The organism is Agrobacterium sp. SORGH_AS_0745, from assembly GCF_030818995.1.
Taxonomy (GTDB): domain Bacteria; phylum Pseudomonadota; class Alphaproteobacteria; order Rhizobiales; family Rhizobiaceae; genus Agrobacterium; species Agrobacterium tumefaciens.
Map to the genome: position 1 here is coordinate 1,705,997 of NZ_JAUTBI010000003.1, position 26,956 is coordinate 1,732,952.

29 protein-coding genes are annotated in these 26,956 nt (G+C 59.4%); 4 read left to right on the forward strand and 25 right to left on the reverse strand.

Annotation, left to right across the window (positions count from 1 at the left end):
* Nucleotides 1-112: 112 nt before the first annotated feature.
* From QE432_RS18055 to QE432_RS18095, 9 genes are all read right to left on the reverse strand, one after another.
* Complete coding sequence (locus tag QE432_RS18055; RefSeq protein ID WP_112154976.1) at nt 113-796, reverse strand: metal-binding protein ZinT; 684 nt, start codon at nt 794-796, stop codon at nt 113-115.
* A 200-nt stretch (nt 797-996) separates the two neighbouring features.
* Nucleotides 997-1,818 (reverse strand): mechanosensitive ion channel family protein, encoded by an 822-nt coding sequence (locus QE432_RS18060; protein WP_019565366.1) that lies wholly within the window; start codon nt 1,816-1,818, stop codon nt 997-999.
* 79 nt (nt 1,819-1,897) lie between these two features.
* Nucleotides 1,898-2,416: a tyrosine phosphatase family protein gene (locus tag QE432_RS18065; protein ID WP_019565367.1), complete on the reverse strand. Its 519-nt coding sequence runs from the start codon at nt 2,414-2,416 to the stop codon at nt 1,898-1,900.
* Nucleotides 2,413-3,048: a YfbR-like 5'-deoxynucleotidase gene (locus QE432_RS18070; protein ID WP_003512289.1), complete on the reverse strand. Its 636-nt coding sequence runs from the start codon at nt 3,046-3,048 to the stop codon at nt 2,413-2,415. Before QE432_RS18070 ends, QE432_RS18065 begins: the two co-directional genes overlap by 4 nt.
* A 2-nt stretch (nt 3,049-3,050) precedes the next feature.
* Nucleotides 3,051-3,899 (reverse strand): CAF17-like 4Fe-4S cluster assembly/insertion protein YgfZ, encoded by an 849-nt coding sequence (gene ygfZ, locus QE432_RS18075; RefSeq protein WP_013635811.1) that lies wholly within the window; start codon nt 3,897-3,899, stop codon nt 3,051-3,053.
* Between the two features lie 190 nt (nt 3,900-4,089).
* Nucleotides 4,090-4,857 (reverse strand): hypothetical protein, encoded by a 768-nt coding sequence (locus QE432_RS18080; protein WP_026330794.1) that lies wholly within the window; start codon nt 4,855-4,857, stop codon nt 4,090-4,092.
* 14 nt (nt 4,858-4,871) lie between these two features.
* The gene (locus tag QE432_RS18085; protein WP_003496894.1) at nt 4,872-5,129 is read right to left on the reverse strand and encodes a hypothetical protein; all 258 of its coding nucleotides are present in this window, start codon (nt 5,127-5,129) and stop codon (nt 4,872-4,874) included.
* Nucleotides 5,130-5,234: 105 nt separating this feature from the next.
* The gene (locus tag QE432_RS18090; RefSeq protein ID WP_111789338.1) at nt 5,235-5,675 is read right to left on the reverse strand and encodes a TIGR02301 family protein; all 441 of its coding nucleotides are present in this window, start codon (nt 5,673-5,675) and stop codon (nt 5,235-5,237) included.
* Between the two features lie 178 nt (nt 5,676-5,853).
* Nucleotides 5,854-6,270: an NUDIX hydrolase gene (locus tag QE432_RS18095; RefSeq protein WP_013635814.1), complete on the reverse strand. Its 417-nt coding sequence runs from the start codon at nt 6,268-6,270 to the stop codon at nt 5,854-5,856.
* A 106-nt stretch (nt 6,271-6,376) separates the two neighbouring features.
* On the opposite strand from QE432_RS18095, the gene QE432_RS18100 reads away from it, so the two are divergent.
* Both QE432_RS18100 and QE432_RS18105 read left to right on the forward strand, forming a co-directional pair.
* A complete protein-coding gene (locus tag QE432_RS18100) occupies nt 6,377-6,700 on the forward strand; it encodes a YnfA family protein (RefSeq protein ID WP_306625183.1) in 324 nt (107 codons plus the stop codon).
* Nucleotides 6,701-6,710: 10 nt separating this feature from the next.
* Nucleotides 6,711-7,472, forward strand: a complete 762-nt coding sequence (locus QE432_RS18105) for an SOS response-associated peptidase (protein WP_306625185.1) — start codon at nt 6,711-6,713, stop codon at nt 7,470-7,472.
* A gap of 75 nt (nt 7,473-7,547) precedes the next feature.
* On the opposite strand, the gene QE432_RS18110 is transcribed toward QE432_RS18105, so the two are convergent.
* The 6 genes from QE432_RS18110 to QE432_RS18135 all read right to left on the reverse strand — a co-directional run bounded on the left by QE432_RS18110 (nt 7,548) and on the right by QE432_RS18135 (nt 15,302).
* On the reverse strand, nt 7,548-8,840 hold the full coding sequence (locus tag QE432_RS18110; RefSeq protein ID WP_306625187.1) for a GGDEF domain-containing response regulator: 1,293 nt from the start codon (nt 8,838-8,840) through the stop codon (nt 7,548-7,550).
* A gap of 402 nt (nt 8,841-9,242) precedes the next feature.
* Complete coding sequence (locus QE432_RS18115; RefSeq protein ID WP_003496883.1) at nt 9,243-9,374, reverse strand: hypothetical protein; 132 nt, start codon at nt 9,372-9,374, stop codon at nt 9,243-9,245.
* Nucleotides 9,375-9,546: 172 nt separating this feature from the next.
* Nucleotides 9,547-10,416 carry a CDP-diacylglycerol--serine O-phosphatidyltransferase gene (pssA, locus tag QE432_RS18120; RefSeq protein ID WP_003512304.1) on the reverse strand — a complete coding sequence of 290 codons (870 nt, stop codon included), beginning with the start codon at nt 10,414-10,416 and terminating at the stop codon, nt 9,547-9,549.
* Between the two features lie 23 nt (nt 10,417-10,439).
* Nucleotides 10,440-11,138, reverse strand: a complete 699-nt coding sequence (locus QE432_RS18125; RefSeq protein ID WP_003512305.1) for a phosphatidylserine decarboxylase — start codon at nt 11,136-11,138, stop codon at nt 10,440-10,442.
* Nucleotides 11,139-11,302: 164 nt separating this feature from the next.
* Complete coding sequence (locus QE432_RS18130; RefSeq protein ID WP_111783189.1) at nt 11,303-13,189, reverse strand: ABCB family ABC transporter ATP-binding protein/permease; 1,887 nt, start codon at nt 13,187-13,189, stop codon at nt 11,303-11,305.
* Between the two features lie 109 nt (nt 13,190-13,298).
* The gene (locus tag QE432_RS18135) at nt 13,299-15,302 is read right to left on the reverse strand and encodes a LysM peptidoglycan-binding domain-containing protein (protein WP_111789335.1); all 2,004 of its coding nucleotides are present in this window, start codon (nt 15,300-15,302) and stop codon (nt 13,299-13,301) included.
* Nucleotides 15,303-15,458: 156 nt separating this feature from the next.
* On the opposite strand from QE432_RS18135, the gene QE432_RS18140 reads away from it, so the two are divergent.
* Nucleotides 15,459-16,079 carry a TIGR00730 family Rossman fold protein gene (locus QE432_RS18140; protein WP_003512311.1) on the forward strand — a complete coding sequence of 207 codons (621 nt, stop codon included), beginning with the start codon at nt 15,459-15,461 and terminating at the stop codon, nt 16,077-16,079.
* A 194-nt stretch (nt 16,080-16,273) separates the two neighbouring features.
* Nucleotides 16,274-18,034, forward strand: coding sequence for a peptidoglycan D,D-transpeptidase FtsI family protein (locus QE432_RS18145; protein ID WP_306625190.1), 1,761 nt, complete (start codon nt 16,274-16,276; stop codon nt 18,032-18,034).
* A gap of 57 nt (nt 18,035-18,091) precedes the next feature.
* On the opposite strand, the gene rarD is transcribed toward QE432_RS18145, so the two are convergent.
* The 10 genes from rarD to QE432_RS18195 form a co-directional block, all read right to left on the reverse strand.
* On the reverse strand, nt 18,092-19,000 hold the full coding sequence (rarD, locus tag QE432_RS18150; protein WP_003512314.1) for an EamA family transporter RarD: 909 nt from the start codon (nt 18,998-19,000) through the stop codon (nt 18,092-18,094).
* 215 nt (nt 19,001-19,215) lie between these two features.
* Entirely contained in the window at nt 19,216-20,172 is a 957-nt protein-coding gene (gene pip, locus QE432_RS18155; RefSeq protein WP_306625192.1) for a prolyl aminopeptidase, read from the reverse strand.
* Nucleotides 20,173-20,175: 3 nt separating this feature from the next.
* Entirely contained in the window at nt 20,176-20,655 is a 480-nt protein-coding gene (locus tag QE432_RS18160) for a GFA family protein (protein WP_111795924.1), read from the reverse strand.
* Nucleotides 20,652-21,116 carry a GFA family protein gene (locus tag QE432_RS18165; RefSeq protein WP_003512324.1) on the reverse strand — a complete coding sequence of 155 codons (465 nt, stop codon included), beginning with the start codon at nt 21,114-21,116 and terminating at the stop codon, nt 20,652-20,654. The genes QE432_RS18160 and QE432_RS18165 overlap by 4 nt, the downstream gene beginning before the upstream one ends.
* Nucleotides 21,113-21,589: a GFA family protein gene (locus tag QE432_RS18170; RefSeq protein ID WP_306625195.1), complete on the reverse strand. Its 477-nt coding sequence runs from the start codon at nt 21,587-21,589 to the stop codon at nt 21,113-21,115. Before QE432_RS18170 ends, QE432_RS18165 begins: the two co-directional genes overlap by 4 nt.
* Nucleotides 21,586-21,954, reverse strand: a complete 369-nt coding sequence (locus tag QE432_RS18175) for an endonuclease domain-containing protein (protein WP_306625197.1) — start codon at nt 21,952-21,954, stop codon at nt 21,586-21,588. Before QE432_RS18175 ends, QE432_RS18170 begins: the two co-directional genes overlap by 4 nt.
* A 256-nt stretch (nt 21,955-22,210) precedes the next feature.
* The gene (gene cysS, locus QE432_RS18180) at nt 22,211-23,596 is read right to left on the reverse strand and encodes a cysteine--tRNA ligase (protein WP_306625199.1); all 1,386 of its coding nucleotides are present in this window, start codon (nt 23,594-23,596) and stop codon (nt 22,211-22,213) included.
* A 225-nt stretch (nt 23,597-23,821) separates the two neighbouring features.
* The gene (locus tag QE432_RS18185) at nt 23,822-24,562 is read right to left on the reverse strand and encodes an SDR family NAD(P)-dependent oxidoreductase (RefSeq protein WP_003512341.1); all 741 of its coding nucleotides are present in this window, start codon (nt 24,560-24,562) and stop codon (nt 23,822-23,824) included.
* A gap of 150 nt (nt 24,563-24,712) precedes the next feature.
* Nucleotides 24,713-26,206 carry an amidophosphoribosyltransferase gene (gene purF / locus QE432_RS18190; RefSeq protein ID WP_003512343.1) on the reverse strand — a complete coding sequence of 498 codons (1,494 nt, stop codon included), beginning with the start codon at nt 26,204-26,206 and terminating at the stop codon, nt 24,713-24,715.
* 138 nt (nt 26,207-26,344) lie between these two features.
* Nucleotides 26,345-26,932, reverse strand: a complete 588-nt coding sequence (locus QE432_RS18195; RefSeq protein WP_003512345.1) for a CvpA family protein — start codon at nt 26,930-26,932, stop codon at nt 26,345-26,347.
* Nucleotides 26,933-26,956: the final 24 nt, after the last annotated feature.

A 26,956-nucleotide genomic window follows, 5' to 3' on the forward strand; every position in this document is an offset into this window, starting at 1 on the left:
GAAAGGGCCGCATCAACTCGCATTGGTTGCCTTCTCCCCACTGGGGGGAAGGCGAAATCGTGACAATTCAAGGTTTAACCACAGGCTGCGGAAAACCAGGAAGAGTGCGGTCTTAATGCGCCGCCATTTCCTCGACGATCTCAGGGCCATCCATCTGGAACGGATAATAGGTTGGCCAATTGGTCACCTCGTCCAGAAGCGCCCTGCGGTCATTGCCCCAGTAGAGGTGGTAATGGCCGGCTTTTTTAGGCGCGATGGTGTGATCGCTGAACTGAATGAATTGCGGTGCATCCGCATCGCCGCCGGTCTTTTTGAAGATGTACCGCACGCCGCGATTACCCTTCTTGTAGGTCAGGATTTCCTGGCCGTCGCTGACATAAGTGCCTTGCGTTGGTTTGCCCTCCTTATAAAACGCCACGTTGTCGCCCTTGATGGTGATGCGATTGACATCCGTTTTGTAGCCAATTTCGTAATAGGCACGATATTCGGCTGCTGTCTTGTCGCCGTGGGCTGCCTTCTCCGCCATGATCCCATCGAGAGAACCGTTCAGCAGATAGGGATAGACTGACTGCCAGTCACCTTCCCAGTCTGAAAGCATGCGTGGCTTCACCTGCGCATCCTCGAAGTAACCCTTGTAGATCTGTTTCTCGGCTTCGGTCTGGCCATGGCTGTGGTCGTGGCTGTGACTATGCGCGGTGGACGTCTTGTCTTTTCCGGCCGCCAGTGCCGGGGCTGTCATCAGCAGCATGGAACCGATTGCAAGCGCGCCGGTGACGCGGGTGATGGTTTTTTGCATTCTTCTGGCCCTTATGTGGTTATAAATCGAAGGGTAAGTTATGTAATAACATTACGCATAGGTCGTATAAACACGTCCTTCGCCAGACGCAAGAGCGCCTGCCGCCACCCTTGCGGGAAAAATGGTGAAAGCCGGCTCAGGGCCGGCTTTCATATGGGAAAAAGTCGTATGGAGAAGGGAGCGGCTGGGACGCTCTCAATTCACGCGGTTTGTGCGGTTAATTCCGCCTTGCGCTCATCGAAAGCGAGCTTCATTGCCTTCGTCACGTCACGCGTGGTTGCGAAGTAATTGTCGCTGCGCGCCCAGTAGCGCAATTTCACCGTGGCGCTGTCGGCGCTGACCGAATCGACGAAGGTAACCGGGGCGGGGTCCAGCAGTACCCGGCTTTCCGAGCGCACCACACGCATCAGCATGTCCTGTGCCGCAGCCAGATCCTCGTCGCTCTTAACCGTCAGGCTCAATTCGTGGCGGCGTGAGGGAAAGCGGCTGTAATTGGTGATTGGCACGTTCCACAGGGTGGAATTTGGCGCAAGGCGGTAAAGCCCATCGCTGGTTTTAAGCTCGGTCGCAAATAGGCCGATTTCGATCACCGTGCCGCTCACGGCGCCAGTCTCGATATATTCGCCAACCCGGAAGGGACGCAGCACCAGAAGCATGATGCCGGCGGCGATGTTCTGCAATGTGCCCTGAAGCGCCAGGCCGATGGCGAGGCCGGCAGCGCCGAGTGCCGCAAGAATGGAGGCCGTCTGTACACCAAACTGGCCAAGCACCATGACCAGCACCAGAATAAGCACCACGTAACGGATGGCACCTGCGAAGAAACCGGCAAGCGTCGCATCGAAGCCGCGGATGCGGGACAGGCCCTGAAAAGCCCAGCGCTGCAGGAAAGTCGCGGCCAGCCAGCCGATGATCAGAAGCAGCAGCGCACCGATGATCGAAAAGGAATATTGCACCGCCAGCGTGCTCGCCTGCCGTACCGCTGCCTGCGATGCGACGATGATATCCGTTGCCTGTTGTTCCATGAATTATCCCGTGATTCTTATTGCTGTTCTACTTTGGTAACGACTGGATGCCGCAGGGGTTCCGCCAAAAACGGAGCCGTCAGTTGGAGAGAGGCAGCACGAAGGGTACGTTGCCGTCCGTATCCGCGCCCCTGCCGATCGTCTTGATTGCCGCCACCAGCCTGCCATCCCGCCCAAGCAACCGGTCCCCGATTGCGATGATGCGGGCATTGGGGGTGGCGTAAGGTGAGGCGGTGCGCAGGCTGAGCGCAAGCGCCATCTCGTCCTGATCCGGATAAAGGCTGAGTGCTGCAATGACGGCTGCGGCAGGAGAGCGCGACACGCCCATCCAGCAATGGATGAGAAGCGGTGCGGACTGGTCCCATTCGCGGGCGAAATCGATCAGCCGCAGCACATGCGCATCGTCTGGCGCGATGAGATCGCCGGTGCCCTTGAAGCTGATGTCGTTCATCGCAAGGGTCAGGTGCCTTTCGGCTGAGATCACCGCCGGGCGGTGAAAGGTCTGCTCCTTTGCGATCAGCGTCACCATTTCACGGGCTTTGTGCTTCACGGCCATTTCCGCGATCCGCGACAGCGGCGATACGACGATAGAAGTCATTTAACTCCTCCAGCCGCGTTGCCGGTTTTGACCACGCGCATCGCCTCGATCGCCTCGAAGCGTTCAACGAACCGCTTCTGCGCCTCGGTCGAGGGAAGCGGGATAATGTCGAACATATCGCGGGTGATGCCGCGCGGCAGGCCGAAGAATTTCTGTGCCTCGGCAATGGAAAAACCGGCAAGCTCCGTCGCCTCGAAAAAGGCGGCAACCGTATCGGCTTTCTTGATGCGGTCTTTCAGCTCGCGCGAGGCATGCGGCGGCAGGCCAAAGCGCAGATGCACGGCCGCTTCCAGCCTTTTCTCCACGGTTTTATAACCGCCGCCGACCACGGATTTGAACGGCGAGATCATGTCGCCGATGACATATTCCGGGGCGTCGTGCAAAAGCGCCATCTGCATATCGTCGGGCGTCGCATTCGCACATATGCGGCAGAAAATGTTTTCGACGATGAGGCTATGTTGGGCGACGGAGAAGGCGTGATCGCCGCGCGTCTGGCCGTTCCAGCGGGCGACGCGGGCAAGACCATGGGCGATATCGGCGATTTCTACGTCGAGCGGTGAGGGGTCGAGCAGGTCGAGCCGCCGTCCAGAAAGCATGCGCTGCCAGGCGCGCGGACTTTTAGCGGGCGCCACGCCTATTCCTCCGCCTGTACCGCAGGATCGACGACGGGGAAGGAGATGCCGCTCCAGGCCGGCAAGGCCACAGTCACGGGAACATTCTCGGCAATGAGCGGCGTGGCGGAGGCGAGCGCATCGGCAACGCGGTCTGTCCGCACGATGGCAAGTCCCGTGTTGCCGCAAACGGTTCCAAGCGCCCCGACCGGTTTTCCATTGACGGTGATTTCGGTTCCGGTTGCGGGAAGCGCGCTTTCAGCCGAAACGGTGACGACCCGCCGTCTTGCCGTGCCGCGATGTTTCATGCGCGAGACGACTTCCTGACCGACGAAGCAACCCTTTTTGAACGAGACGCCGTCATTCACATCCATCAGCACATCATGCGGAAAAGCATCCTGCAACGCGTAATCCCGGCCGGATTCGGCAATTCCGTGCTCAATGCGCAGGGCATCATATGCCGTTATGTCGCCAGAGGCTGAAGCACCCGGCACGCGGAACAGATTGATGCCGGCCTTGGCGAAACGGCCGTCCTTCGCGCCCGCCTCCGGCACGCTTTCGCTCCAGAAAACGCTGACGCCTTCTATCGGTTCGGCCTTGAGATCAACGGGCGCGCGCAGCTTGTACATGGTCAGGCGGCGCAGCAGCGCATCCTGTTCGGCAGCGCCCGATTCGATCAGATAATCCGGCCCATCGCGCGCGATCAGGAAATCGAACAGGATCTTGCCCTGCGGCGTCAGAAGTGCCGAGGCGCGCGCCTCGCCTTGCGGCAGGTTTTCAACATCGGCCGTGATCAGATTGTTCAGAAACTCTTCGGCACCCGTGCCGGAAACTCTAATCAGGCGGCGGTCGGCAAGAAAGGCGGAAGGCATGGCATCACCGTTCGGTTCATCGAAAGCACTTCCGGCCAGGGTCGCTGAGGGCTGCCCGAGGCAATCTGCAGAAATGCTCTCTTTTAGTTTTCGCGCAGTTCCATTTGCAGAACCGCGATGCGCTTCTGCTGAATTGCTCATGCCGCACAGTTAGGATTTTTGCAAAAGAACGGCAAGCACCGCCGCGCGATCAATCGCCGGCGGTGAAGAACTTCCACTTGCCATCGGGCGAAATGCCGATGCGGTAAAAGCTGTAATTACCGTATTCCTGCATATCAGCCAGATCGCCCGCCGTGATGATGCGCAGCAGCTCGACCTTTTCCGGCGCGGTCAGCGTATTGAGCGGCTTTCCGGAGAAATAGGGGAAAACATAGGCTTCATCCGGGGTGCCGGCGTCGACATGGGCATAACCCGTGGAAAGCAGATCGATGATGATCGCCAGCACTTCCAGACCGTCCGGATCGCCGGAATAGCTTTTCAGCGCTGCGATCGGGTCGTCGCTGTCATTGCCGTCGATACGGAACTGCTTGTCGCTGGCGGCGATGAAAGGCCGCAGTTTTTCGATATCGCCCGACGAGGCGGCGTCGATGATCTGCTGGCGAAGCTTGCGTACAGCTTCCGGCGCCTTTGAAATATCATGCTCGATAACGACCGACATTTCCGGCGTATTGCCCGGCTTGGCGGGTTGCTGGGTCGATTGACCGGCGGAACGGTCGACCAGAGGGTCGGGCAGGGGAATGCCGTCCGAATCACCTTCGATCTCGTCGGGCTCAGGAGCCTGGGGCCGTTGCGGCTGTTCGCCACTTTGGGCTTGCGGCTCGCCTTCGGTATTTTGTGCGGGTTTCAGCTCGGAAAGCGCAAAGGCGCGGCTGGGCAAGCCAATGGACCCGGCGGTCAAGGCAGCCAAGATGGACAGCATGGCGGAAGAGCGCAAAAGCCCCTTGCTCAGGCAAGACATGACAGACCCCGACTTTACTGTATCACGCGCTGCGGGGAAAATTCGCCTTCAAGCATGCGCTGGCGCAGCGATTCCAGCATTGCTTCAGCACCGGCTTCGCCGTGCATACGGATGGTTTCGCGCATGGCCAGAGCGATTGCGGCATCGGCGATGATCTCCGGCTCGATGCCGTCGGCCATGCCGTCAGCCCATGCCTCGTTCTGGTGTTCCAGAGCGACCTGCATCTTTTCATGCACGATCATGTCGTCGATTTCGTTACGGCTCGTCTGCATTTTTCATCCTCGACAGGGCGGGCAAGTCCTTACCACCCTGTTAACAACACTAGCAGCCTTTTATCAAAACGGCACGGGCTGCGGCGAAAAGAGGTTAACAATCCGCTAATTTCCGAACCTGGACGCAATTTCCTGGGCGAGTGTTGCCCCTTCGTTACGGTAGCCCTCTTCTGCCATGACGGCGGCGCGTGTGCAACTGCTGTGGATGGCCGCAAATGAACGATATCCACGGTTGAATGCAGCGGTCATGCGCTGGCGCCTTTCAGGTTCGTTGGCCGTATCGGCCGCCAGAAGATCGCTCATCGATTTGCGCCAGTCCTCCGGACCGGAGGAAGGGCACAGGGTTCTCAGATATTGCACCGCCCCCAATATCTCCGACAGCCGTGCCAGCCTGTCGTCATAGGGAGCGGGTTTGGGCGGTTGTGCTTCCGGCGGGCGAACCTCACTGGAAGCAGCCTTCGAAGGCTGCGCATGAGCGACGCCGTCTTGCCCGGCGGGTGCAAGAATGGTCAGGAAAAAAGACAGGAAAATGGTTGGCCGTATCAAAATTTTATTCTGCCCCACACATACTCGTGAACACCCGGCGGGCGGATTGGTCCTAAAGCCATCGCGGTCTTTCAGACCGCCCCGTCAGCTTTAGGTCTATATCATGTCGTTATCGCAAAACTGCTGCACAGTGTTGCGCGACATCCTCTAGATAATAGCGATTCTGGCTGGCTGGCAATCACGCAAGCAGCCGCTCGGCGCATTCGACGACGCTTTCCGGTGCCGGCAACCGGCGGATTTCCGACAATGTGAACCAGCCCGCATCCGCCGCGTCGTCGGCCGCCGTCACCGCCGGGTCCGCATCCGTTTCCACGGTAAAGACGGAGAGGAAATAGTGGCTCGTCAGCGCACCCTCGGGGTCGTGCGACGGCAGGTCATAGGTCGCAAACAGCTGCGGTTTACGCGCGACGATACCGGTTTCCTCCTGAAGTTCGCGCAGCGCCGTCTCGGCTGGCGTTTCACCCTCTTCGCCGCGCCCGCCCGGAAATGCGAACATGTCTTTCGACGGAGGATTTATACGGCGCACGAGCAGCAGCCGATCTCCATTGCGGACGATGGCGGAGGAGGCGGGGCGGGGCTTGATACGAAGGGTCATGAATGGTTTCGCTTGTTTCAGCCGTCTTGGGCCTGTCTATATTGGCCCGGGAATACCGATGGTATATTCGGGAATCGGATCGATTGTGCACGCAGAAGACGGTGGAATGAAGGTCTATCTTATTTATGCCCTGGCGGCTGTTGCGGAAATCGCCGGTTGCTTTTCCTTCTGGGCCTGGCTGAAGCTTGGCAAGACAGGCTGGATATTGCTGCCAGGCATGCTGGCGCTTGCCGCTTTCGCCTGGGCTTTGACGCTTGTGCCGACCGAGACCGCGGGCAGAGCCTATGCCGCCTATGGCGGGATTTACATTGCCGCATCGCTTCTCTGGCTCTGGGGCGTCGAGGGGCAAGTACCAGATAGATGGGATATCGCTGGCGGTGCCGTCTGCCTCGCGGGCACGGCTATCATTTTATTCGGTCCCCGGGGCTGAGGAGCAGACAATGTGCGGACGTTTCGTGCTCAAAGCGACACCGGAAGATATTGCCGATTATCTTGACCTGATCGGCCTTGAGGATTTTCCTGCCCGTTTCAACATCGCGCCCACACAGCCGATCCTGATCGTGCTGGAGGGTGAACGGCAGGAGCGCGGCAGTAACCTGCCCAACCGTCGGGCCATGCTGGTGCGTTGGGGTTTTCTGCCCGGCTGGGTCAAGGAGCCGAAGGATTTTCCCCTGCTCATCAATGCGCGTTCGGAAACTGCCATCGGCAAGGCATCTTTTCGCGCCGCCATGCGCCATCGCCGCGTGTTGGTGCCTGCCACCGGCTTTTACGAATGGCGGCGCCCGCCGAAGGAGGAGGGCGGCAAGCCGCAGCCCTATTTCATCCGCCCGAAGAACGGCGGCATCGTCGCCTTTGCCGGCCTCATGGAGACGTGGTCTTCCGCTGACGGGTCCGAGGTCGATACCGGCGCAATCCTAACCACCGCTGCTAACGCCGCGATTGGCCGCATTCACGACCGTATGCCGGTGGTAATCGCGCCGGAGGATTTCAGCCGCTGGCTGGATTGCAAGACGCAGGAGCCGCGCGAGGTGGCTGACCTGATGCGCCCGGTTCACGATGATTTTTTCGAGATGATCCCGGTATCGGACAAGGTCAACAAGGTCGCCAATGTCGGCGCTGACCTTATCGAGCCGGTGCCGGAAAGCGCGCCGCTCGCGAAAATGAGGCTACCTAAGGATGATGGCCAGATGTCATTGTTCTGATGTGCTTGCTGGCATTCGAGGCTGGTCATCGCGGATCGACCCGGTCACTCCACAGTTGACCATCCTGCGCCCGTCTTACCCGTTCCGCCCGATTTTCTGCAGGCCTTCCTGGATCATGATGTCGGAATAGACGCGGTTGCGGCCGTTCGCCTTGGCGAGGTAGAGCAGCTGGTCTGCGGCATTGAGCTGATTGTCGAAGGGTTCGCCCTTTTCGATTTCCACGACGCCGAGCGAAATCGTCAGCGCCAGGCTGCTGCCGCTCAGCTGGCGGCCGTTCTTTTCGACGGCGTCGCGCAGCTCCTCGCAGAATTGATAGGCGGCATGCGCATTGAGCCCACGCAGGAACACGGCGAATTCCTCGCCGCCAAGGCGCGCGGGAATGTGGCGCTGCTCATGGCACATGTCGTGCAGCAGTTCGGCAAGCTTCTTCAGCGCCCTGTCGCCGGCATCATGCCCCAGCGTGTCGTTGATCTTCTTGAAATGGTCGATGTCGAGAATGGCGACTGCGCCGTTCTCGTCATTGTCGTTGATGACGTCCATCAGTGCCCGCGTACGCTCGAAGAAGGAGCGGCGGTTCGGCAGACCGGTCAGATGATCCCGCTCTGCCAGTTCACGCAGCCGTTTCAGCTGTTTCAGCGTTTCGATATTGTTGTCGATGCGGCACTGCAATTCTTCCGGCACGAAGGGACGGTAGACGAAATCCGATGCCCCGGCCTTGAGGAAGCTTGCCGAAAGCAGCCGGTCCGTGGAGGACGAGATGCCGATGACCCGCAGGTCTTCCGAGGAACGGCTGTCGCGGATGCGGCGCGTCAGCTCGTAGCCGTCCATGTCAGGCATATGATAATCGGTGATGACGAGCTGAATCGATGGGTCCTGCGACAGGATTTCCAGCGCCTGCTTGCCCGAATGGGCTTCGCTGACCCTGAAATTCTGCCGTTCGAGGATTTCCACGAGGCCGGAACGCGCCGTCCGCACGTCATCTACCACCAGCACGGAAAACAGTCTGTTGGTCAAAATCCGGTCGACCGTTTTCACCACGGCATCAACGGTGCGATGGCCATCCTTGACGATGTAGTCGATTATTTTCTTTTCGGCGTAGCGCTTGCGCGCCTCCTCATCCACCGTGGCGGTGAAGACGATCGCCGGCACCTTGTGGTCGGCAAGAAGTGCGAGAATTTCACCCTTCGGCGCATCGGGCAGATTGAGACCGGTGAGTGCCAGCGTGAAATCATGGGCGCGCAGCAGAATATCGGCCTGCGCCATGCTGTCACAATGGATCACTTCGGCTGACGTTTCCTCCGAAAGCCGCGACTTCAGCAGCATGGAAAGAGCAACGGAATCTTCAATCAGAAGGATTTTATCCTGCATGCCGTATGAAGCCCCCCATGGCCCGTCTTCGTTGGTTTTCCCGCAACATCCGAATTGGTCCGATACCGCCTGTCAACGGCATCGAAAATCGGCCTTGTTCGCTGTAGCAGGAAGAATCGCTAAAGTAGAAATTTTTTTGATGCTCAGTAGTCGATGCGAGACTATCCGTACAGTCGTCCCGTGGAAGTCGAATACTTTACTTCGTTTTGGTTGCAGCTTCGTTACAGATCGGGAAGTTTTATAAAACAGGCCGGTTATGCGGTTCTCGATGGGGGCCGCACAAATGGAGACGGCGCTAATATTAGCGCCGCACATTTAACCGGATGTTTTTTCGGATTGACCGTTACCATCGCAAAGTCTGCGAGGCCGTGGATGCTGTGCTTTCAAGAAAAGCGAATTTTTTCAAGCGGTTTTGGCGGCAGGCTTGCGCTTCAGCATCAGGGCTGCGGCCGCAACGGCCTTCAGTCCGAGCGGTCGGTAGTGGCTGTTGAGGTCGGGCTTCGCCTGCGGCTGTGCCTTCGTCTCGTTCGTCATTTCTCTTTCTCCACAATTCACGTCAATCGCCGTTTCGATGCGTGTGAGCTACTTCTCTCGTGGGTAATCTTGACGGATTCGAGGCGAAAGAAAGCGAAGCCCGCTTTTCGGGCTGCGACATTTTGTGTCACATCAAACGACGGTTCGTCGGAGAAAAATAATACCTGCGGTTTCAAATACCGCGATCAAGGCCGTTGCCGCCATTGGCGTCGTCATGCGCGTCCTCCTCAATCGTCAGCGTGCCATAACGGCGGTGCCAGAGGCGGGCGCTGATGGGGATGAACACGAGATAGGCAGCAACCGTCAGAACCAGTACCTCCCAGGTGAAGCTCATCAGCATCGCGACGTAAAGCACGACGACGAGGATCATCGGCAGCACCAGATCGCGGCGAATGCGGCTGGTACCTGACTTCCCCGACCAGACCGGCAGGCGGCTGATGAGAAGATAACCGATCAACACGGTGTAGGCGGCGGCGATATAGGCGAAGGGCTTGCCTGGCTCGACACCAAGGAAGCCGAGATAAACAGGCAGGAGCACCAGCATGGCGCCCATCGGCGCCGGAACGCCCACGAAAAATTCGTTCTGCCACGGCGCCTTCACCGGGCGCTCGATCATGACATTGAAGCGCGCCAGACGAAGGCCTGCGGCAATCACGTAGATGAGGGCGGCGATCCAGCCTATCGAACGCGCCTGATCGAGCATATAGATATAGACGACGAGGGCAGGGGCGACACCGAAATTGACGATGTCTGCCAGACTATCCATCTGTTCGCCGAATTTGGATGTCGCCTTCATCATCCGGGCGATGCGCCCGTCGATGCCGTCGAGGAAGGCGGCAAGCAGCACCATGCCCACGGCCAGCTCGAACCGGCCTTCAATGGCAAGGCGCACGCCGCTCAGGCCCGCGCAGATGGCCAGAACGGTGATGAGGTTGGGTATTACGAGGCGAAAGGGAATTTCCCTCAGGCGCGGCCCACGGCCGCTGTCGTTGCGACCCTCATGTTTTCCGTTCTGTTGCGGCTCCGAGATCGGCGTTTCCATGGCGCATGCCCTTCCTGTTTTCGTCAGCCGCGACGGCTAAGGACCGGACCCTTGGCGGAGCCGAACTCGGCCAGAACCGTTTCGCCGGCAATTGCCGTCTGGCCCACCGAAACGCGCGGCTGAAAACCTTCGGGAAGGAAGATATCGAGGCGCGAACCGAAACGGATAAGACCGAAACGCTCGCCGGCATCAACTGGTTCATTCGGCTTGACCCAGCAGACGATACGGCGGGCGACCATGCCGGCAATCTGCACCACGCCAACCTTGCCATGCGCTGTCTCGATGACGAGGCCGTTGCGTTCATTGTCTTCGGAGGCCTTGTCCACTTCCGCATTGAGGAAGAGGCCGGGGCGGTAGGCGACATTGACGATACGGCCGCGCACGGGCGCGCGGTTCACATGGCAGTTGAACACGTTCATGAACACCGAAATGCGCACCATCGGCTCCTTGCCGAGTTCCAGCTCCAGCGGCGGAACGACGGTCTGGATGGCGGACACCTTGCCATCGGCAGGGCTGATGATCAGGTCGTCATCCTGCGGCGTCACGCGCTCGGGGTCGCGGAAGAAGTAGGCGCACCAGGCCGTCAGCACCAGACCGACCCAGAACAGCGGTTCGGATATCCAGCCGAGCACCAGCGATGCGACGAAGAAGGCGGCCACGAAGACGTAGCCTTCCTTGTGGATCGGTACGATGGTGTTGCGAATGGTGTCGAACAGATTCATAAGTTTCCTTGCTCCGGTTTCCGCCTGCCGTGTCTGTATATGGTCGTGATACGACATCATCCATACGGGCATGCGACAAAGTTCGCTTAGCTGGTTACAGCCAAACTCCCCGCCCGGCAATGGTCCGGTTGGTGTGCCGCCCCGTTGTCAGGGGTTTATGCCCGTCAATGCGCGGGTTCGCCGCGGTCCACAACGCCAAGATCGTCGGTTTCGCGAACATGGCGCAGCATTTCCTCTGCCCGGATGGCTTCGCGCTGGCGGCTCCACATCGAGGCATAAAGCCCGTTCTGTGCCATCAGCGAGGCGTGGGTTCCGCGCTCGGCGATCAAACCTTCCTTCAGCACGATGATTTCATCAGCGCCGATGACGGTGGAGAGGCGGTGGGCGATGACCAGCGTCGTGCGGTTTTTCGAAACGATATCAAGCGCGCTCTGGATTTCCTGTTCCGTATGGGTGTCCAGCGCAGAGGTCGCTTCATCGAGAATGAGGATCGGCGGCGCTTTCAGAATGGTTCGGGCAATCGCCACGCGCTGCTTTTCGCCGCCGGAAAGTTTCAAGCCGCGTTCGCCAACCATGGTGGCGTAACCCTCCGGCAGTTTGCCGATGAAAGCGCTGATCTGGGCCGCATCCGCCGCTGCCGTGACCTCCTCGGTCGTTGCCGAAGGGCGGCCGTAACGGATGTTGTAGGCGAGCGTATCGTTGAACAGCACGGTATCCTGCGGCACCATGCCGATCATCGAGCGCAGGCTCTTTTGCGTCACGTCGCGAATGTCCTGCCCGTCGATGGTGACGGCGCCTTCCTGAATATCGTAGAAACGATAAAGCAACCGCGAGATCGTCGATTTTCCGGCACCCGAAGGACCGACGATCGCCACCGTCTTGCCCGCAGGCACATCGAAGGAAATGCCCTTCAGGATCGGTCTTTCCGGATCGTAGGCGAAATGCACGTCGCGAAAGGAAATGGCACCCGGTCCGGCCACAAGCGGCTTCGCATCCGCCCTGTCGGTAACCTCAGCCTCGACTTCGAGAAGTTCGAACATCTGTTCGATGTCGGTCAATCCCTGGCGAATTTCACGATAGACGAAACCGATGAAGTTCAGCGGTACCGAAAGCTGCAGCAGAAGCGCGTTGATGAACACGAAATCGCCGATGGTCTGCTCGCCGCGCTGCACGGCCATCGCCGACATCACCATCATGACAGTGGAGCCGATGCCGAAGATCACGCCCTGGCCGAAGTTCAGCCAGCCGAGCGACGTCCATATCGAGATCGCCGATTTTTCGTAACGCTCCATGGCGACGTCAAAGCGCTTCGCCTCCATCTCCTCATTGCCGAAATATTTGACGGTTTCGAAGTTCAAAAGTGAATCGATCGCCTTGGTGTTGGCGTCGGTATCGCTGTCGTTCATGGCGCGGCGAATGGAGATGCGCCAGTTGCTGGCCCGCACGGTGAACCAGATATAGGCCCAGACGGTGACAACCGTGACCAGCACATAGGAAAAGCCGTAGGAGGTCCAGAAAATGATCGCCGTCAGCAGGAATTCGATGAAGGTCGGTGCGGTGTTGAGAATGGTGAAACGGACAATGGTTTCGATGCCCTTGGTCCCACGCTCGATAACCCGTGAAAGCCCGCCGGTCTTGCGCTCCAGATGGAAGCGCAGGGAAAGCCGGTGCATGTGCACGAAGGTTCTATAGGCGAGCTGGCGCACGGCATGCTGGCCGACGCTGGCAAACAGCGAATCGCGCAGCTGGTTGAGCCCGACCTGTATTAGCCGCGTCAGATTATAGGCGATGACAAGCGCGACAGCACCGAGCAGGAAGGCCGGAACCAGCCCGACCATGTCCAGCTTGCCGTTCAGCGCATCCGTTGCCCATTTGAAGAAATAGGGAACGAGGATCAGCACCAGCTTGGCGACAACGAGAAACGCCGTCGCCCAGATTACCCGCATTTTCAGGTCAAGGCGGCCTTCCGGCCACATGTAGGGCCAGAGGTTGATGAGGGTCTGCGTGGGATTGCTGGAATCCGCCGAAATGGTTTTTTTCTTGGTGGCCATCATTTGCTCCGGGCACTGCCGGAAGCCGACAGCAGGGCGGCGGCTCTGGAAAGCCGCCGTGCTTGTCACAGGTAGGGTTGTTGCGGGGTCACCGCAATGTCTTGAACGATCAGGAACCGCTCTTCAGACGCTTGCGATGAAGTTCTTCCGCATTCGGCAGTGCCTTCTCCGGCACACCGAAAATCTGGCCGGGCTCGATCAGGTCAGGATTTTTGATCTGATCCTCGTTGGCGAGGTAGATCGTGGTGTAACGCACGCCCTGTCCGTAAACGCGGCGGGAAATCTGCCACAGCGTATCGCCGCGGCGGATGATGACGCTGTTCTGGCTTTCGGCAAGCGGCGGCTGCTCGAAGGTCTGCGGACCGGCGGGCGCCTGCGGTGCAGGTGCGGGCGGCGCGATGATGTGGAGGTCGGCAAGGCGGCTTGCCAGCGTGGCGATGCCCTTGCCGATCCCGGCAACGTCGTTCGGCCATGCCTCTACCGATGTCAGCAGCTGACGTGCCTTGGCGGCGATATCGCCGGCAAAGGCGGTAAAGGACGGCTCGGTGCCTGCGGCAGTGCGGAACTCGGAGAGCGACTTGAGGCCGATCACCACGGCGGAGCGGCCGGCAATGGCCTGGTCGAGCGCCGGTGTGGCCTGATCCTTGTAGAGATTGGACAGAATGCCGAAGGCCTTGGCGACATCCGTGCGCAGCTTTTCGAAGGCAGCGCGGTCGCTTGCCGTGCTCTGGTTTTCAGAGGGCGCGGTCGTCGTGGCGGCGGATGGCGTTGCGGACGGTGCCTGCATGGCGACGGTTGCCTGGTCGGTCTGCGGGCGCTCGAATGGAACGCGCACGCGGACCTTCACCGTGCCGTCGGCATTCAGCTCTTCGACAGTGATGATATGGCTGCCGACGGAAAGATCGACATTGCCCTCGATGACGAAATGGCCGGAGGCCTCCGTGGTGCTTTTGCCGATTTCCTTGTCATCGACCAGCGCGCGCACGCTCGAAGCGGCAGGCGCGGAACCCGCAACGAAAATCTTCGAGCCTTCGAATTCGACGGCGGTTACCTGAACTGTCGAAGTCAACGGAGCGGCGGCAGCGGACGGGGCCGGGGTACCAGCGGCAGGCGCGGGCGTCGTGGTGGCGGCAGCTGTTGCCGACTGACCCGGTTGCGCGGCTTGCGGGGGCTGGAGTGCTGAAGGTGCCGCCTCCGGCATTGCTAGCACGCGGCTTGCTTCACCGGGCTTGGACACCATCGCCAAGAGTTCGCCCGCCTTGCCGTTGGGCACGGAAACGGTTGCGACTTCTTCGGATTGCGTTGCCTTGCCGCTGGCGTCGGTCGAGCGCAGCACCAGCTCATGGTCGCCCGGTGGCAGGGGATTGTCAAAAACGGCGGCGAAATCGCCCGATCCGTCGATGGTCGTCTGCGCGATCACCTTGCCGTTGCTGAGAATTTCAAGCTTGGAGCCGGGCTGTGCCTTGCCTGCGACAACAGCCGAACCATCGGGCTCGACGCGGAGCACGTCGAAGGTCGGTGCGCCCGATGTGGACTGCGCTGCATCGGCGGCAGGAGCGGCGGGTTGGGGCTGCTGTGCAGCGCCATCGTCGGTGCCGGTGAAGACACCCGCCAGACGGCGAACCTGTGCCGCCGCCGCCGCTGCACTATCCGGCAGACCGCGCAGGAAAGCGGTGGTGCGTTCGGCCGCAGTGCGCGCCGTGGTGATGAGGCGCGACGTCGTTTCATCCAGCGTCTCTGGAATTTCGATATTGGTCAGTTCCTTGAGCGATGCCTCGACCTTCTTGCGTGCTGCCGCAAAGTCGGCGTCGGACGGAACCTTGCTATCGGCGAAAAGCGTGGTCAGATCCTTGATCGACTGGGTTGCGGAAGCCGCGAGGCGCCCGACCTTGTCGGCGATATTGGCGGTCTCCTGAGCGGCGTCGGACAGGATGTCTCCCGCCTTGTCGCTGCCCATTTCAACGCTGTTCTTCACTGCGTTGCCCGCTTCGTTGATGGCATCGCCGATCGGTTTGCCGTCATTGGAAATTCTAGGCAGGACGAAAAAGATCATGAGCAGGGACGCGATGCCCAGCACGATCAGTGCCAGCAAACCGGCTTTATTGTTTTTCATCCTGGAATCTCCGGGTATTGTAAGCTTTTTACACGAGTTCAGATTGCTAGCGTCTTACCTTGCCCCAGACAAGCGGCGTGGCCGTAAAAGGCCATATTTGCAAGGGATTTCCCAAATTTTCTTGACGTGTCGCATCCGGCATAGTTCCTTCCCATCATGACGGACAAAAATACAGCGATTCGATCCATCTGCGTTTATTGCGGCTCCCAGCCCGGACGTGACCCGGCTCACATGGAAGCAGGCCGCGCGCTTGGGAAATCCATTGCCGAAAACGGCATTCGCCTGGTCTATGGCGGTGGCACCAAGGGCATCATGGGCGCGGTCGCCAGCGGCGTTCTTTCCAACGGCGGCGAAGTAACGGGTATCATACCGGAATTTCTGGTCGATATGGAGGCTACACGCCATTCTCTCGGACAATTGAACGAGCTTATCGTCACCAAGGACATGCATGAGCGCAAACATATGATGTTTGAGCGCTCGGATGCTTTCGTAACGCTGCCGGGGGGCGTCGGCACGCTGGAAGAGATCGTCGAAATCATGACCTGGGCGCAGCTCGGTCGTCACGCCAAGCCGATTGTCTTCGCCAATATCAACGGCTTCTGGAACCCGATGCTGGAACTTGTGCAGCATATGCGCGATCAGGGTTTCATCCATCGCGCCCATCTTCTGAACCCGCTGGTCATCGATGAGGTCAAGGACATCGTGCCCGCCATCATCGACCGGGCGCTTGCGCAGCAGAACCCGGAAGGCGACCCTTCGGTAATTTCCCGTCTCTAGGCATCGAATAAATGTTAACGGGCCGCCACGCGGTTCGTTACAATTTTAAGTGTATATTAATAGAGTTTTGACTGCGGCATCGCACCGCCCGCTGTTTTCATGGCTCCGCGCCCGATCCTGTGCCAGCGTCTACAAGGCGTAGGCTGAGCGCGGAATTTTATTTTCGCCGCCATGATAGCGGGGCTCATTGGGGAATGATTGCTTTTTTGGTGCGGCTGAAAAGCCGGACGCATTTTATTATTCAGAGAAGTCCGTTTCAGGGCAGGGATGCGATCCTCGGTTCCGCTGCCCGCCGCCGGGTGGACGCGAAAAAGCGGCTCGGAATATTGATCGCCATCTTTGCCGTTATCTATGGCGTCGTTGCAGCACGGCTTGTCCAATACGGCCTTGCCGAACCCATTGCGACCGCATGGATCAATACCGGCGCTACAGCGGTCGCCTCCCGTCCCGATATTCTCGACCGCAACGGCACGCTGCTCGCGACCGATCTCAACATGGTGTCGCTTTATGCGGATCCGCGCCGGGTCGTGGACGCGGATGAGGTTGTCGAGAAGCTCGCAACCGTCATCCCCAATCTCGACTGGCGCGAGACGCACCGCAGATTGCGCTCGGACACCGGCTTTCAATGGCTGCGGCGCCAGCTGACGCCGCGCCAGCAGGCCGATATTCTCAACCTCGGCATCCCCGGCATCGGTTTCCGGCCGGAGAAACGGCGCTTTTATCCGGGTGGCCCCGCAGCCTCGCATATCATCGGCCACGTCAATGTCGACAATCAGGGCCTTGCGGGGATGGAACGTTATCTCGACCAGCAGGGCCTGGCCGACTTGCGCGCGACCGGCCTTGCCAGCGGTGCACCGCTGGAGCCGGTGAGGTTGTCGATCGATCTGCGGGTGCAGAACATCGTGCGTGAGGTCGTACTGAAGGCGAAAACCGCCTATCAGGCGGAGGCTGCCGGTTCAGTGATACTGGATGTGGAGACGGGCGAGGTGCTGGCCATGGCATCGGTGCCGGATTACGACCCGAACGAGCCTTCCCGCACCCTTGCCGATGGCAGCATCGACAGGGAGTATGAAAAGGGCTGGTTCAACCGCATGAGCAATGCGACCTTCGAGATGGGATCCACCTTCAAGAGCTTCACACTTGCAATGGGACTGGATGCAGGTGCCATAACGCTCAACTCGGTGGTTGACGCGTCGCGGCCCATCCGCATGGGTGGCTTCACCATCAAGGATTTCAAGGGTCGGAACCGCCCGCTGTCGATCCCGGAAGTGTTTCAATATTCATCGAATATCGGCACGGCGGCTGTTGCCGACAAGGTCGGGGTCGAAGGCCACCAGCAGTTCCTGACGAAACTGGGACTTCTTTCCAGAATGGATACGGAAATGCCTGGCGTTGCCACGCCAACCCAGCCGAGAACATGGAAGAAGATCAATTCCGTCACTATTTCCTTCGGCCATGGCGTTGCCACTACGCCTTTGCAGACGGCGGTGGCAGCAGCTGCTCTCATCAATGGCGGCAGCCTTATTTCGCCGACCTTCCTGCCGCGTTCCCGAGAGGATGCGGCAGTGCTTTCTCGCACCGTCATCAACGGAAAGACGAGCGCCGATATGCGTTACCTTTTCAACTGGAACGGCATCAAAGGGTCGGGTAGGGGTGCGCAGGTGGAAGGATTTCACGTTGGCGGCAAGACCGGAACCGCCGACAAGGTCATCAATGGCCGTTATGCCAAGGATATCAATTTCAACGCCTTCGTTGCCGGTTTTCCGATGCACAAGCCGAAATATGTCGTGCTGACGATGATCGACGCGCCCAGGACCGGCGTGAACGGAGGACGCACGGCTGCCTCGACGGCCGCACCCATGACCCGCGAAATCATCACCCAGACGGCTGGACTTCTCGGCGTCAAGCCGCGCTTCGGTTATGACGCGACACCGCAATTGCTGGTCGATTATTAAAGACCCGCATTCCCGCTACAGATACGGGAATGTGGAGAGGTGGCATGACGCGGAAGGTTATCGCTTCAGCCGCATCAGGCTAGATGCGGTATAGATCGCCAGCGCCACCCAGATCATTGCAAAGGCCGCCATCCGCACCATGTCGAACGGTTCCTTGAAGATGAAGATGGCGATGAGGAAGATCATCGTCGGAGCGATATATTGCATGATGCCGATGGTCGACAGCCGCAGAAGCTTTGCACCATTGCCGTAAAGAATAAGCGGAACGGCGGTGACGATGCCGCTGGCCGCAAGCAGCCAGGTATCGGTCGCATTGCCGGCCATGAAATGCGCCTGTCCGCTAATGGCAAGCCAGGCCAGCACCAGCACGGCCGGAACGGAAAGAAGCATGACTTCAAGCAGGAAGCCCTGTGTGGCGCCGATTGGCAACGTCTTGCGGAAAAAGGCGTAAAAACCCCAGGACACGGTGAGCGCAATGGAAACCCATGGCAGGCTGCCCGCATGCCAGGTGAGGATCGCAACGGCCAGCCCCACGAGGCCGATGGCGGCGATCTGCGCCGGATAAAGCTTTTCCTTGAGCAGTACCGCGCCGAGGAAGATGCTGAACAGCGGATTGATAAAATAGCCGAGCGCGGCATCGAGTGCGCGGCCAGCGCCGATCGCCCAGATATAGATGCCCCAGTTGATGCTGATGAGCGCGGCCGTGAGGCTTGCCATGGCGAGCATTTTAGGGGTTTTCAGCGCAGTGCGGATTTCCGCCGTGCGACCGAGAGCGATGAGGACGGCGGCGCCGATCGGCACCGACCAGATGACGCGGTGCACGATGACCTCTATCGGCGAAATATGCGCAACCGCCTTCATGTAGATGGGAAGGAATCCCCACAGCAGATATGCGGAGAGCGCGAAAGCAAAACCGCGTGCGCTATCGCCGCCCTCTTGGGCCGGAAGCGTTTTATCGAGTGCCATGGGAGTACCGCCAATTATTAGGGATGGCCCTTCATAACGGATCGGCGTAGCGCGGGCCAATTCATTTCCGTGAAGCGTTCATGAGAAAAACTGCATGAATAAAAGGCGATTTGCTCTTGAAACAGGCGACTTTGCGACCAAACGGATGATCCACGCACAAAAATCTGCGTGAATCATTGTCTGATCAGGCCGCTTCAAGCATCTGAAAGGCCTGCCTATTCCCCCCCGAAACGATCAGTTGCGCGGATCAGCTGGTCAAGAATACCGGGTTCGCTCAGCGCATGCCCGGCTGCCTCGACAATATGGAAATCCGCCTTCGGCCAGGCCTTGGCAAGCTGCCAGGCATATTTCAGCGGGCAGGGCATATCGTAACGCCCGTGCACGATGACGCCCGGAATATCGCGAAGCTTGCCGGCATCGCGCAGCAATTGCCCTTCCTCCAGCCAGCCGCCATTGACGAAGAAGTGGTTCTCGATGCGTGCGAAGGCGATGGCGTATTTATCCTCGCCGAAATCCTCGACGCGCGCCGGATCGGTAACAAGGGCGATGGTTGCGCCTTCCCACTGGCTCCATGCTCGCGCGCATTCGAGTTTCTTGGCTTCGTCCGTACCGGTGAGATAGCGATTATAGGCCTGCATCATCTCGCCGCGCTCGGCTTCAGGAATTGGCGCTATGAAGTTTTCCCAGCGATCGGGATAAATTTCAGAAACGCCGAACTGGTAATACCAGTCCAGTTCCGGCCTGGTGACCGTGTAGATGCCGCGTAGCACTAGTTCGCTCACGCGTTCGGGATGAGTCTCGGCATAGGCAAGTGCCAGCGTCGAGCCCCAGGAGCCGCCGAAAACCAGCCATTTTTCAAAGCCGCACAGCGCACGGAGCCTTTCAATGTCGGCAACCAGATGCCAGGTGGTGTTGGCTTCCAGTTCCGCATGCGGCGTGGAGCGACCGCAGCCGCGCTGATCGAACAGGATGACGTCGTAAAGTGCCGGGTCGAAAACGCGGCGATGCGTGGGGTTTACCCCGCCGCCCGGACCGCCATGCAGGAAAACCGCCGGTTTCGCACCGCGTGTACCAACCCGCTCCCAATAGATCGTGTGCCCATCGCCGACATCGAGCATGCCGCTCTCGAAGGGTTCGATCTCGGGGTAAAAGCTGCGCAATTCTTCGGTCATGTCTTACTTTCCTTCGGGTGGCCATTCGGCCGTGTCGCGATCCGGGTGTTGCCGGTTGTTGACCGGTAGCCGGTTTTCATCCGGCGCAGCTTCCGGCTCGACCGGCAAGCCGTCAAGGTCACCGAACCAATGCATTTTGCTGTCGAGATTTGATTGCGCCTCGGGCTTTATCAGCTCCGGCTCGTCCAGCGAACCAAGCGTGATGTTGACGAAATCGGCATCCGGCATGTCATAGAAAAGTGGCGTGCCGCACCGTCCGCAAAAACCGCGCCGCACGTGATCGGACGACTGGAACCAAGAAGCCTCGCCACGGGTCATTTCAAACTTCGCGCGAGTACTTGCTGCAAGCGGCATGAAATAGTTGCCCGATGCCTTCTGGCACATGCGGCAATGACACAGATGCGGATAGCGTAACCCGCCATCGATCCGGTAACGCACGGCGCCACACTGGCATCCGCCGCTGAGGCTTTCTGAACCGTTCATGCGCGGTCGTCTTCCGGCGGCCAGACCTTGGTGTCGTGGTCCGGGTGTTGGAAGGAGGTGATATCAGCCTCATCGACGCTCTGCTCGATTGCAGGTTTTGAAAACAGCTGCTCGATCCAGGGCATGCGCTTGTGGATATTGACCTGCACCTGCGGTTCGATCCGCTCCGGATGATCGAAAGCGCCGATCGCGATCTCTACGCCGCCAGGATAATGATAGGTCAGCGGCGTGCCGCATTTGTTGCAGAAGCCGCGATGGATTTTCGCAGATGAACGGAAGAGGGAAGGCTGGCCGCGCGTCCATGTCAGATGCGCCTGATCGGCGGTGACGAGTGCACCGAAGAAATTGCCGAAATGCTTCTGGCACATGCGGCAATGGCAAATGGAGGGGCGACCGATCTTGCCCGCATGAAACCGCACGGCGCCGCACTGGCAGCCGCCGGAAAAGCCTGTTTCGCTCATCGTTTACTCTCCGGGGGCCAGCTCTCGGTGTCATGGTCGGGGTGCTGGTAGGAAACGAGGTGGGTCAGATAGTCGACCGAGGTCAGATCGTCTTCCGTTGGGACGGCGGGTAGCGTGTGGATGCTGTCGACGAAATCGATTTTGCGTTCCACGCCCCACTGAATGGTGGGCGGCAAGGCGGCGGGATCGTCGAAAGCACCGGCCGCAACCGCCATGCCATCCGGCGCCTCATAGGTCAGCGGCGTACCGCATTCGGGGCAGAAGCCGCGCTTGACGACGCTGGAGGACTGGAAGCGCTTGGGTTCGCCACGCGTCCATTCGAATTCGACCTCACGCACCGAAACCAGCGGCGCATAATAGGCCCCAAAAGCCTTCTGGCACATGCGGCAATGACAGATGGAACTGTCCTTGAGATCGCCGGTCGCGCGGAAGCGGATCGCGCCGCACTGGCATCCGCCGGTGTAGGTGGTCATGGTTGGCTCTCCTTCACCGTTCGGATAATGTGGAGACAGACATTGTCCATGTCTTTCAGGATATCCTCGTTCCAGAAGCGGAGGACTGTCCAGCCGTATTCCTGAAGCCGCGCAGTTCGTTCTTGATCGTATTGTAGCGCTGCCTCGGTTGTATGTTGGGAGCCATCGATCTCGATAATTAGGCGATGATCCGAACATGCGAAATCGACGATAAAACCGGCAATCGGCATTTGTCTGCGGAAACTTAACCCCTCGAGGCGATGCGCGCGAATGGCATTCCAGAGCTTCAGTTCGGCATCCGTCATTACTTTCCGCATCTGCTTCGCATATTTGCGATGCATCGGGTCTACGTCCGCGTGTGGCATCATTGGTTCGCCAGTTAGCTGCTTTACCTCAGATTGGTTGAGGTAACTCAAAACCGCAAGCGGATTGTGGTGACCGTCGGCCCCCCTCTGCCCTGCCGGGCATCTCCCCCACAGGTGGGGAGATCAATCGCGGTTATCGCTCGCCCCTCTTGAACGCTTAATACGGAGCGGAAGTGTGCTTCCGGCTGATCTCCCCCCTTGAGGGGGAGATGCCCGGCAGGGCAGAGGGGGGTAAGTCCCAAGCCGCAGCAGCAAATTACCGCTTCAACTCCCAGGTCGTCGTCCGTTCCCCGGTTTTCTTATCCTTGCCATCCTTCAACTGAATGCCCTTCTCGGAAAGCTCGTCGCGCAAACGATCCGCCTCTGCAAAGTTCTTCGCCTTCAGCATTTCAAGGCGCAGTTGCACCAGAGCATCGACGGCTGAAACGATGGCCTCGTCCACTTCCGCTTTCTTCGGCAATACGCCGAGCAGGGCGGCGCTGGCCGCAAAGGCGGGCAGGCGGGCAGGATCGGTGTTGGCGGCATGTGCCAGCGCGTGAAGCGCCTGCACGGCGGCAACCGTGTTCAGGTCGTCGGCAAGCGCATCAAGCACGGTTTCATCCGGTGCCGCGTCGGAGGCTTCGGCCGCCGGCCACTTGGCGAGAAGACGTTCGGCCTCTTCGAGACGCTTCACCGAAAAATCGATTGGCTCGCGGTAATGCGTCATCAGCATGGCAAGGCGAAGAACCTCGCCCGGCCATTGGCGGCCGCCGAATTTTTCGGTGTGCAGCAATTCATAGATGGTCACGAAGTTGCCCTCGGACTTCGACATCTTGCGGCCTTCCACCTGCACGAAGCCGTTATGCATCCACACATTGGCCATCACCTGCGTCCCATGGGCGCAGCGGGATTGCGCGATTTCGTTCTCGTGATGTGGGAAGATGAGATCGAGCCCGCCGCCGTGAATGTCGAACACTTCGCCGAGGTAGCGACCGGCCATGGCCGAGCATTCGATGTGCCAGCCCGGACGGCCGCGGCCCCAAGGGCTTTCCCAGCCGGGCTCATTATCAGAGGAAAGTTTCCACAGCACGAAATCGCCGGGGGTCTTCTTGTGGGCTTCCACCGCCACGCGTGCGCCCGCCTGCTGTTCGTCCAGCGGGCGTTTGGACAGCTGGCCGTAATCGGCCATCGAGCGGGTGTCGAACAGCACTTCGCCGCCCGCCGCATAGGCATGGCCGCGTGCGATCAGCTTCTCGATGATGTCGATCATCTCGGCGATGTAGTCGGTGGCGCGCGGTTCAACGGTCGGCTGCAGGCAGCCAAGTGCTGCCACATCCTCATGGAATTGGTCGGCGGTCTTTTTCGTCACCGCGTGGATGGCGTCATTCAGCGGCAGATGCGGATAGTCGCGCAGCGCCCTTGCGTTGATCTTGTCGTCGAGATCGGTGATGTTGCGGGCGTAGGTCACATGGCTTTCGCCATAGACGTGGCGCAGCAGCCGGTAAAGAACATCGAAAACGATGACCGGGCGCGCATTGCCGATATGGGCGAAATCGTAAACCGTTGGTCCGCAGACATACATGCGCACATTGTCGGCGTCGATCGGCGCAAATTCCGTCTTTTCGCGTGTCAGGGTGTTGTGGAGTTTCAGGCGCAAGGACATGCGGGCGTTCCCTAAAGGCAGTCAATTGTCCTGGCCGGACCGTTTGTCTGTTGGACCTTGCGGGGAGACGAAAACGATCTGGCCGGTGGTGAACCAGCAAAAATTATTCAGCAGCAGGTGCAGATCGTTGTTTTCATGCCTTGCCTTATGGCGTGCCGGTGTTTCGCGGTCAAGCGTTTCTCTGAGGCGCCAGAAGCACCTTAAGAGACCGCCTTGACCAAAAGCCTATTCCGGCTGGCGGTAATCCAGGAATTTGCCTTCACGCACCACGAAGAGCTTGCCGGTTTCGGTAAGCTCAGGCGAGGCGAGTTGAACAATGGCGGCGGCAACTTCAGAAGGGTGTGGCACGTCTGCGGGGTCTTCACCGGGCATGGCCTGGGCGCGCATGGCGGTGCGTGTCGCGCCGGGATTGATGCTGTTGATGCGCAGCGCTGTTTTATCGGTTTCCGCAGCCCAGGTCCGGGCAAGTGCCTCAACGGCGGCCTTGGAGGTGGAATAGACGCCCCAGAAGGGACGACAGCTATGGGCAGCACCGGAAGACAGGATCAACGCGCGCCCCGCATCCGATCGCAGGAGCAACGGTTCGACCGAGCGGATCAGCCGCCATGTAGCGGTGACATTGATGGTCATGACCTTTTCGAAGACTTTCGCCTCGATATGGCCGACCGGCGAGATGACGCCGAGAACACCGGCATTCGCGACCAGAATATCGAGCTTGCCCCAGCGCTCGAAGATATTGGCGCCCAGCGCATCGATGGCGTTCATGTCGGCGAGATCGAAGGGAACCAGCGTCGCGGTACCGCCGACGGCCTTGATGGCGTCGTCCAGATCCTCGAGGCCGCCGACCGTGCGGGCGCAGGCAATGACATGCGCACCGGCCTTGGCAAGTTCCAGCGCCGTGAAATAGCCGATACCGCGCGACGCGCCGGTGACGAGCGCGATCCTGCCCTTGAGATTGATGGTCATTTTGCCCCCTCCGAAATTCATTCCGCTTGTTTTATGAAGCCCCTGACGCCAACCGCAAGCGATCAAAACGCCGCAGCGGGCACGGTTTCAATCGCCCGCCACAAAAAAGCGGCCACCGGAAGCCGGTGGCCGCTTGTTATTTCAAGATTATCAGCCGTTGCTGGCCAGCACGGAAATCTTGCTGCCCATCGCCTCGCCGTTCTGGTCGAGAAGGCGGGTAGGGTAGTCGCCGGTGAAATAATGGTCCGTGAATTGCGGACGCGCATTGTTGCGGTTCTCGCCACCGACGGCGCGGTAAAGACCGTCGATCGACAGGAAGGCAAGCGAATCGGCGCCAATGAATTTCGCCATGGCGTCCACATCGGCATATTGGTTGGCGAGCAGCTTGTCGGCATCAGGCGTGTCGATGCCGTAGAAATCCGGATGGAAAATCATCGGGCTGGCAACGCGGATATGCACTTCTTTCGCGCCCGCTTCGCGGATCATCTGCACGATCTTCAATGAAGTCGTGCCGCGCACGATCGAATCATCCACCAACACCACGCGCTTGCCTTCAATCATCGCCCGGTTGGCGGAGTGCTTGAGCTTGACGCCAAAAGCGCGAATCTGCTGCGTCGGCTCGATGAAGGTACGGCCGACATAGTGGTTGCGGATGATTCCATATTCGAACGGAATACCGCTTTCCTGCGCAAAACCGAGCGCTGCCGGCGTGCCGCCATCGGGAACCGGAACGACAACGTCAGCTTCCAGCGGCGCTTCCTTGGCAAGGTTCATGCCCATGTTCTTGCGCGTCGTATAGACGTTGCGGCCGCCGACGACGGAATCGGGGCGGGCGAAATAAACATATTCGAACAGGCAGAGACGTTCCGGCTGCGGCTTCGAAGGCTTGCGCGCATCGATGGTGATCGAACCATCAGGCTGAATTTCGCAGATGATGACTTCGCCGTTTTCGACGTCACGCACGAATTTCGCGCCGATGATATCGAGAGCGCAGGTCTCCGAGCAGAAGATCGGCTTGCCGTCCAGCTCACCCATGACGAGCGGGCGGATGCCGATCGGGTCGCGGGCTGCGATCAGCTTGGTGCGGGTCATCGCCAGCATCGAATAGCCGCCTTCCATCTGGCGGATGGCGTCGATGAAACGGTCGGCAGTGGAGCTGTGACGCGAACGGGCGATGAGGTGCAGCACGACTTCGGTATCCGATGTCGACTGACAGATGGCGCCGGTGGCTATGATCTGTCGGCGAAGCGTCAGGCCATTGGTGAAATTGCCGTTATGGGCAATCGAAATGCCGCCTTCTTCCAGCTCGGCAAACAGTGGCTGCACGTTGCGCATCGCCACTTCGCCTGTCGTGGAGTAGCGGGTATGGCCAATCGCGATGGAGCCGGGCAGGCGGGCAAGGGTTGCAGGATCGGTATAATGATCGCCGACGAGGCCCATATGGCGTTCCTGATGGAAGCGCTTGCCATCGAAGGAGACGATGCCTGCTGCCTCCTGGCCGCGATGCTGAAGCGCATGCAGGCCCAGTGCAGTCAGGGCGGAGGCATCGGCGTGGCCGAGAATGCCGAACACGCCGCACTCTTCGTGCAGCGTGTCGCCGTCGATCTCTTCATTGAAAGTGGAATGCGAAAGCGGCTCAATCATCCGGCTTGCCCTTGCTCTCTACCGAGAAAAACGAAAGACCTTTCCGGTGAGCTTGTCTCCCGGTCGGCCAGTCTGTGTCGTGCTTGATATTTAGCACAAATAGCGCGCCTTGCATGCATTGCAAGGCGCGACACTGTGTCAATTATTCGTTGCCGGCGGATTTGTCGCCGGTACATCTTCCGCAGGCGTCTGCGCGGCTGCCGGTTCCTGCGGTTTTCCGAGGATACGGGCGCGGATCTGCGGCTCGATATCGTCGGGCAGAACCGCTTCCAGCTTGCCCACCAGCCCGTCGAGGAAAGGCTTGGACTTGGCCTGGGTTACCCATTGCGGCTGCGTCTTCACATCCACCAGCCAGTTCCAGAAGGCAACCGCGACGACCAGCAAGAGAATGCCGCGCGCTGCGCCGAACAGGAAACCCAGCGTGCGATCCAGCGCACCGATGCGGCTGTCGATGATGAAATCGGCAATGCGCGAGGTGATGAAGGAAATGACGACGAGGGAGATGAGGAAGACGACGCCTGCCGAACCGGCGATGGCGATCTTGTCGTCATCGGTATAGTTGCGTGCATAGGGCAGCAGGATCGGGAAAAGATAATAGGCGGCGGCGACCGAACCGGCCCAGCTCGCGATGGACAGAATCTCGCGGGAAAAACCGCGCACCATCGCGAGAATGGCGGAGAAAAGAACAACGGCGATGACGATGCCGTCGAAAATTGTAATGGGCATATACCAACTCCGGAGGTGCGACGC

Excerpts from the sequence above, each read along its gene's own strand:
- QE432_RS18055 (WP_112154976.1), bottom strand. The coding sequence starts at position 796 with ATGCAAAAAACCATCACCCGCGTCACCGGCGCGCTTGCAATCGGTTCC.
- QE432_RS18060 (WP_019565366.1), bottom strand. The coding sequence starts at position 1,818 with ATGGAACAACAGGCAACGGATATCATCGTCGCATCGCAGGCAGCGGTA.
- QE432_RS18065 (WP_019565367.1), bottom strand. The coding sequence starts at position 2,416 with ATGACTTCTATCGTCGTATCGCCGCTGTCGCGGATCGCGGAAATGGCC.
- ygfZ (WP_013635811.1), bottom strand. The coding sequence starts at position 3,899 with ATGCCTTCCGCCTTTCTTGCCGACCGCCGCCTGATTAGAGTTTCCGGC.
- QE432_RS18080 (WP_026330794.1), bottom strand. The coding sequence starts at position 4,857 with ATGTCTTGCCTGAGCAAGGGGCTTTTGCGCTCTTCCGCCATGCTGTCC.
- QE432_RS18085 (WP_003496894.1), bottom strand. The coding sequence starts at position 5,129 with ATGCAGACGAGCCGTAACGAAATCGACGACATGATCGTGCATGAAAAG.
- QE432_RS18095 (WP_013635814.1), bottom strand. The coding sequence starts at position 6,270 with ATGACCCTTCGTATCAAGCCCCGCCCCGCCTCCTCCGCCATCGTCCGC.
- QE432_RS18100 (WP_306625183.1), top strand. The coding sequence starts at position 6,377 with ATGAAGGTCTATCTTATTTATGCCCTGGCGGCTGTTGCGGAAATCGCC.
- QE432_RS18105 (WP_306625185.1), top strand. The coding sequence starts at position 6,711 with ATGTGCGGACGTTTCGTGCTCAAAGCGACACCGGAAGATATTGCCGAT.
- QE432_RS18110 (WP_306625187.1), bottom strand. The coding sequence starts at position 8,840 with ATGCAGGATAAAATCCTTCTGATTGAAGATTCCGTTGCTCTTTCCATG.
- QE432_RS18115 (WP_003496883.1), bottom strand. The coding sequence starts at position 9,374 with ATGACGAACGAGACGAAGGCACAGCCGCAGGCGAAGCCCGACCTCAAC.
- pssA (WP_003512304.1), bottom strand. The coding sequence starts at position 10,416 with ATGGAAACGCCGATCTCGGAGCCGCAACAGAACGGAAAACATGAGGGT.
- QE432_RS18125 (WP_003512305.1), bottom strand. The coding sequence starts at position 11,138 with ATGAATCTGTTCGACACCATTCGCAACACCATCGTACCGATCCACAAG.
- QE432_RS18130 (WP_111783189.1), bottom strand. The coding sequence starts at position 13,189 with ATGGCCACCAAGAAAAAAACCATTTCGGCGGATTCCAGCAATCCCACG.
- QE432_RS18135 (WP_111789335.1), bottom strand. The coding sequence starts at position 15,302 with ATGAAAAACAATAAAGCCGGTTTGCTGGCACTGATCGTGCTGGGCATC.
- QE432_RS18140 (WP_003512311.1), top strand. The coding sequence starts at position 15,459 with ATGACGGACAAAAATACAGCGATTCGATCCATCTGCGTTTATTGCGGC.
- QE432_RS18145 (WP_306625190.1), top strand. The coding sequence starts at position 16,274 with ATGATTGCTTTTTTGGTGCGGCTGAAAAGCCGGACGCATTTTATTATT.
- rarD (WP_003512314.1), bottom strand. The coding sequence starts at position 19,000 with ATGGCACTCGATAAAACGCTTCCGGCCCAAGAGGGCGGCGATAGCGCA.
- pip (WP_306625192.1), bottom strand. The coding sequence starts at position 20,172 with ATGACCGAAGAATTGCGCAGCTTTTACCCCGAGATCGAACCCTTCGAG.
- QE432_RS18160 (WP_111795924.1), bottom strand. The coding sequence starts at position 20,655 with ATGAACGGTTCAGAAAGCCTCAGCGGCGGATGCCAGTGTGGCGCCGTG.
- QE432_RS18165 (WP_003512324.1), bottom strand. The coding sequence starts at position 21,116 with ATGAGCGAAACAGGCTTTTCCGGCGGCTGCCAGTGCGGCGCCGTGCGG.
- QE432_RS18170 (WP_306625195.1), bottom strand. The coding sequence starts at position 21,589 with ATGACCACCTACACCGGCGGATGCCAGTGCGGCGCGATCCGCTTCCGC.
- QE432_RS18175 (WP_306625197.1), bottom strand. The coding sequence starts at position 21,954 with ATGCCACACGCGGACGTAGACCCGATGCATCGCAAATATGCGAAGCAG.
- cysS (WP_306625199.1), bottom strand. The coding sequence starts at position 23,596 with ATGTCCTTGCGCCTGAAACTCCACAACACCCTGACACGCGAAAAGACG.
- QE432_RS18185 (WP_003512341.1), bottom strand. The coding sequence starts at position 24,562 with ATGACCATCAATCTCAAGGGCAGGATCGCGCTCGTCACCGGCGCGTCG.
- purF (WP_003512343.1), bottom strand. The coding sequence starts at position 26,206 with ATGATTGAGCCGCTTTCGCATTCCACTTTCAATGAAGAGATCGACGGC.
- QE432_RS18195 (WP_003512345.1), bottom strand. The coding sequence starts at position 26,932 with ATGCCCATTACAATTTTCGACGGCATCGTCATCGCCGTTGTTCTTTTC.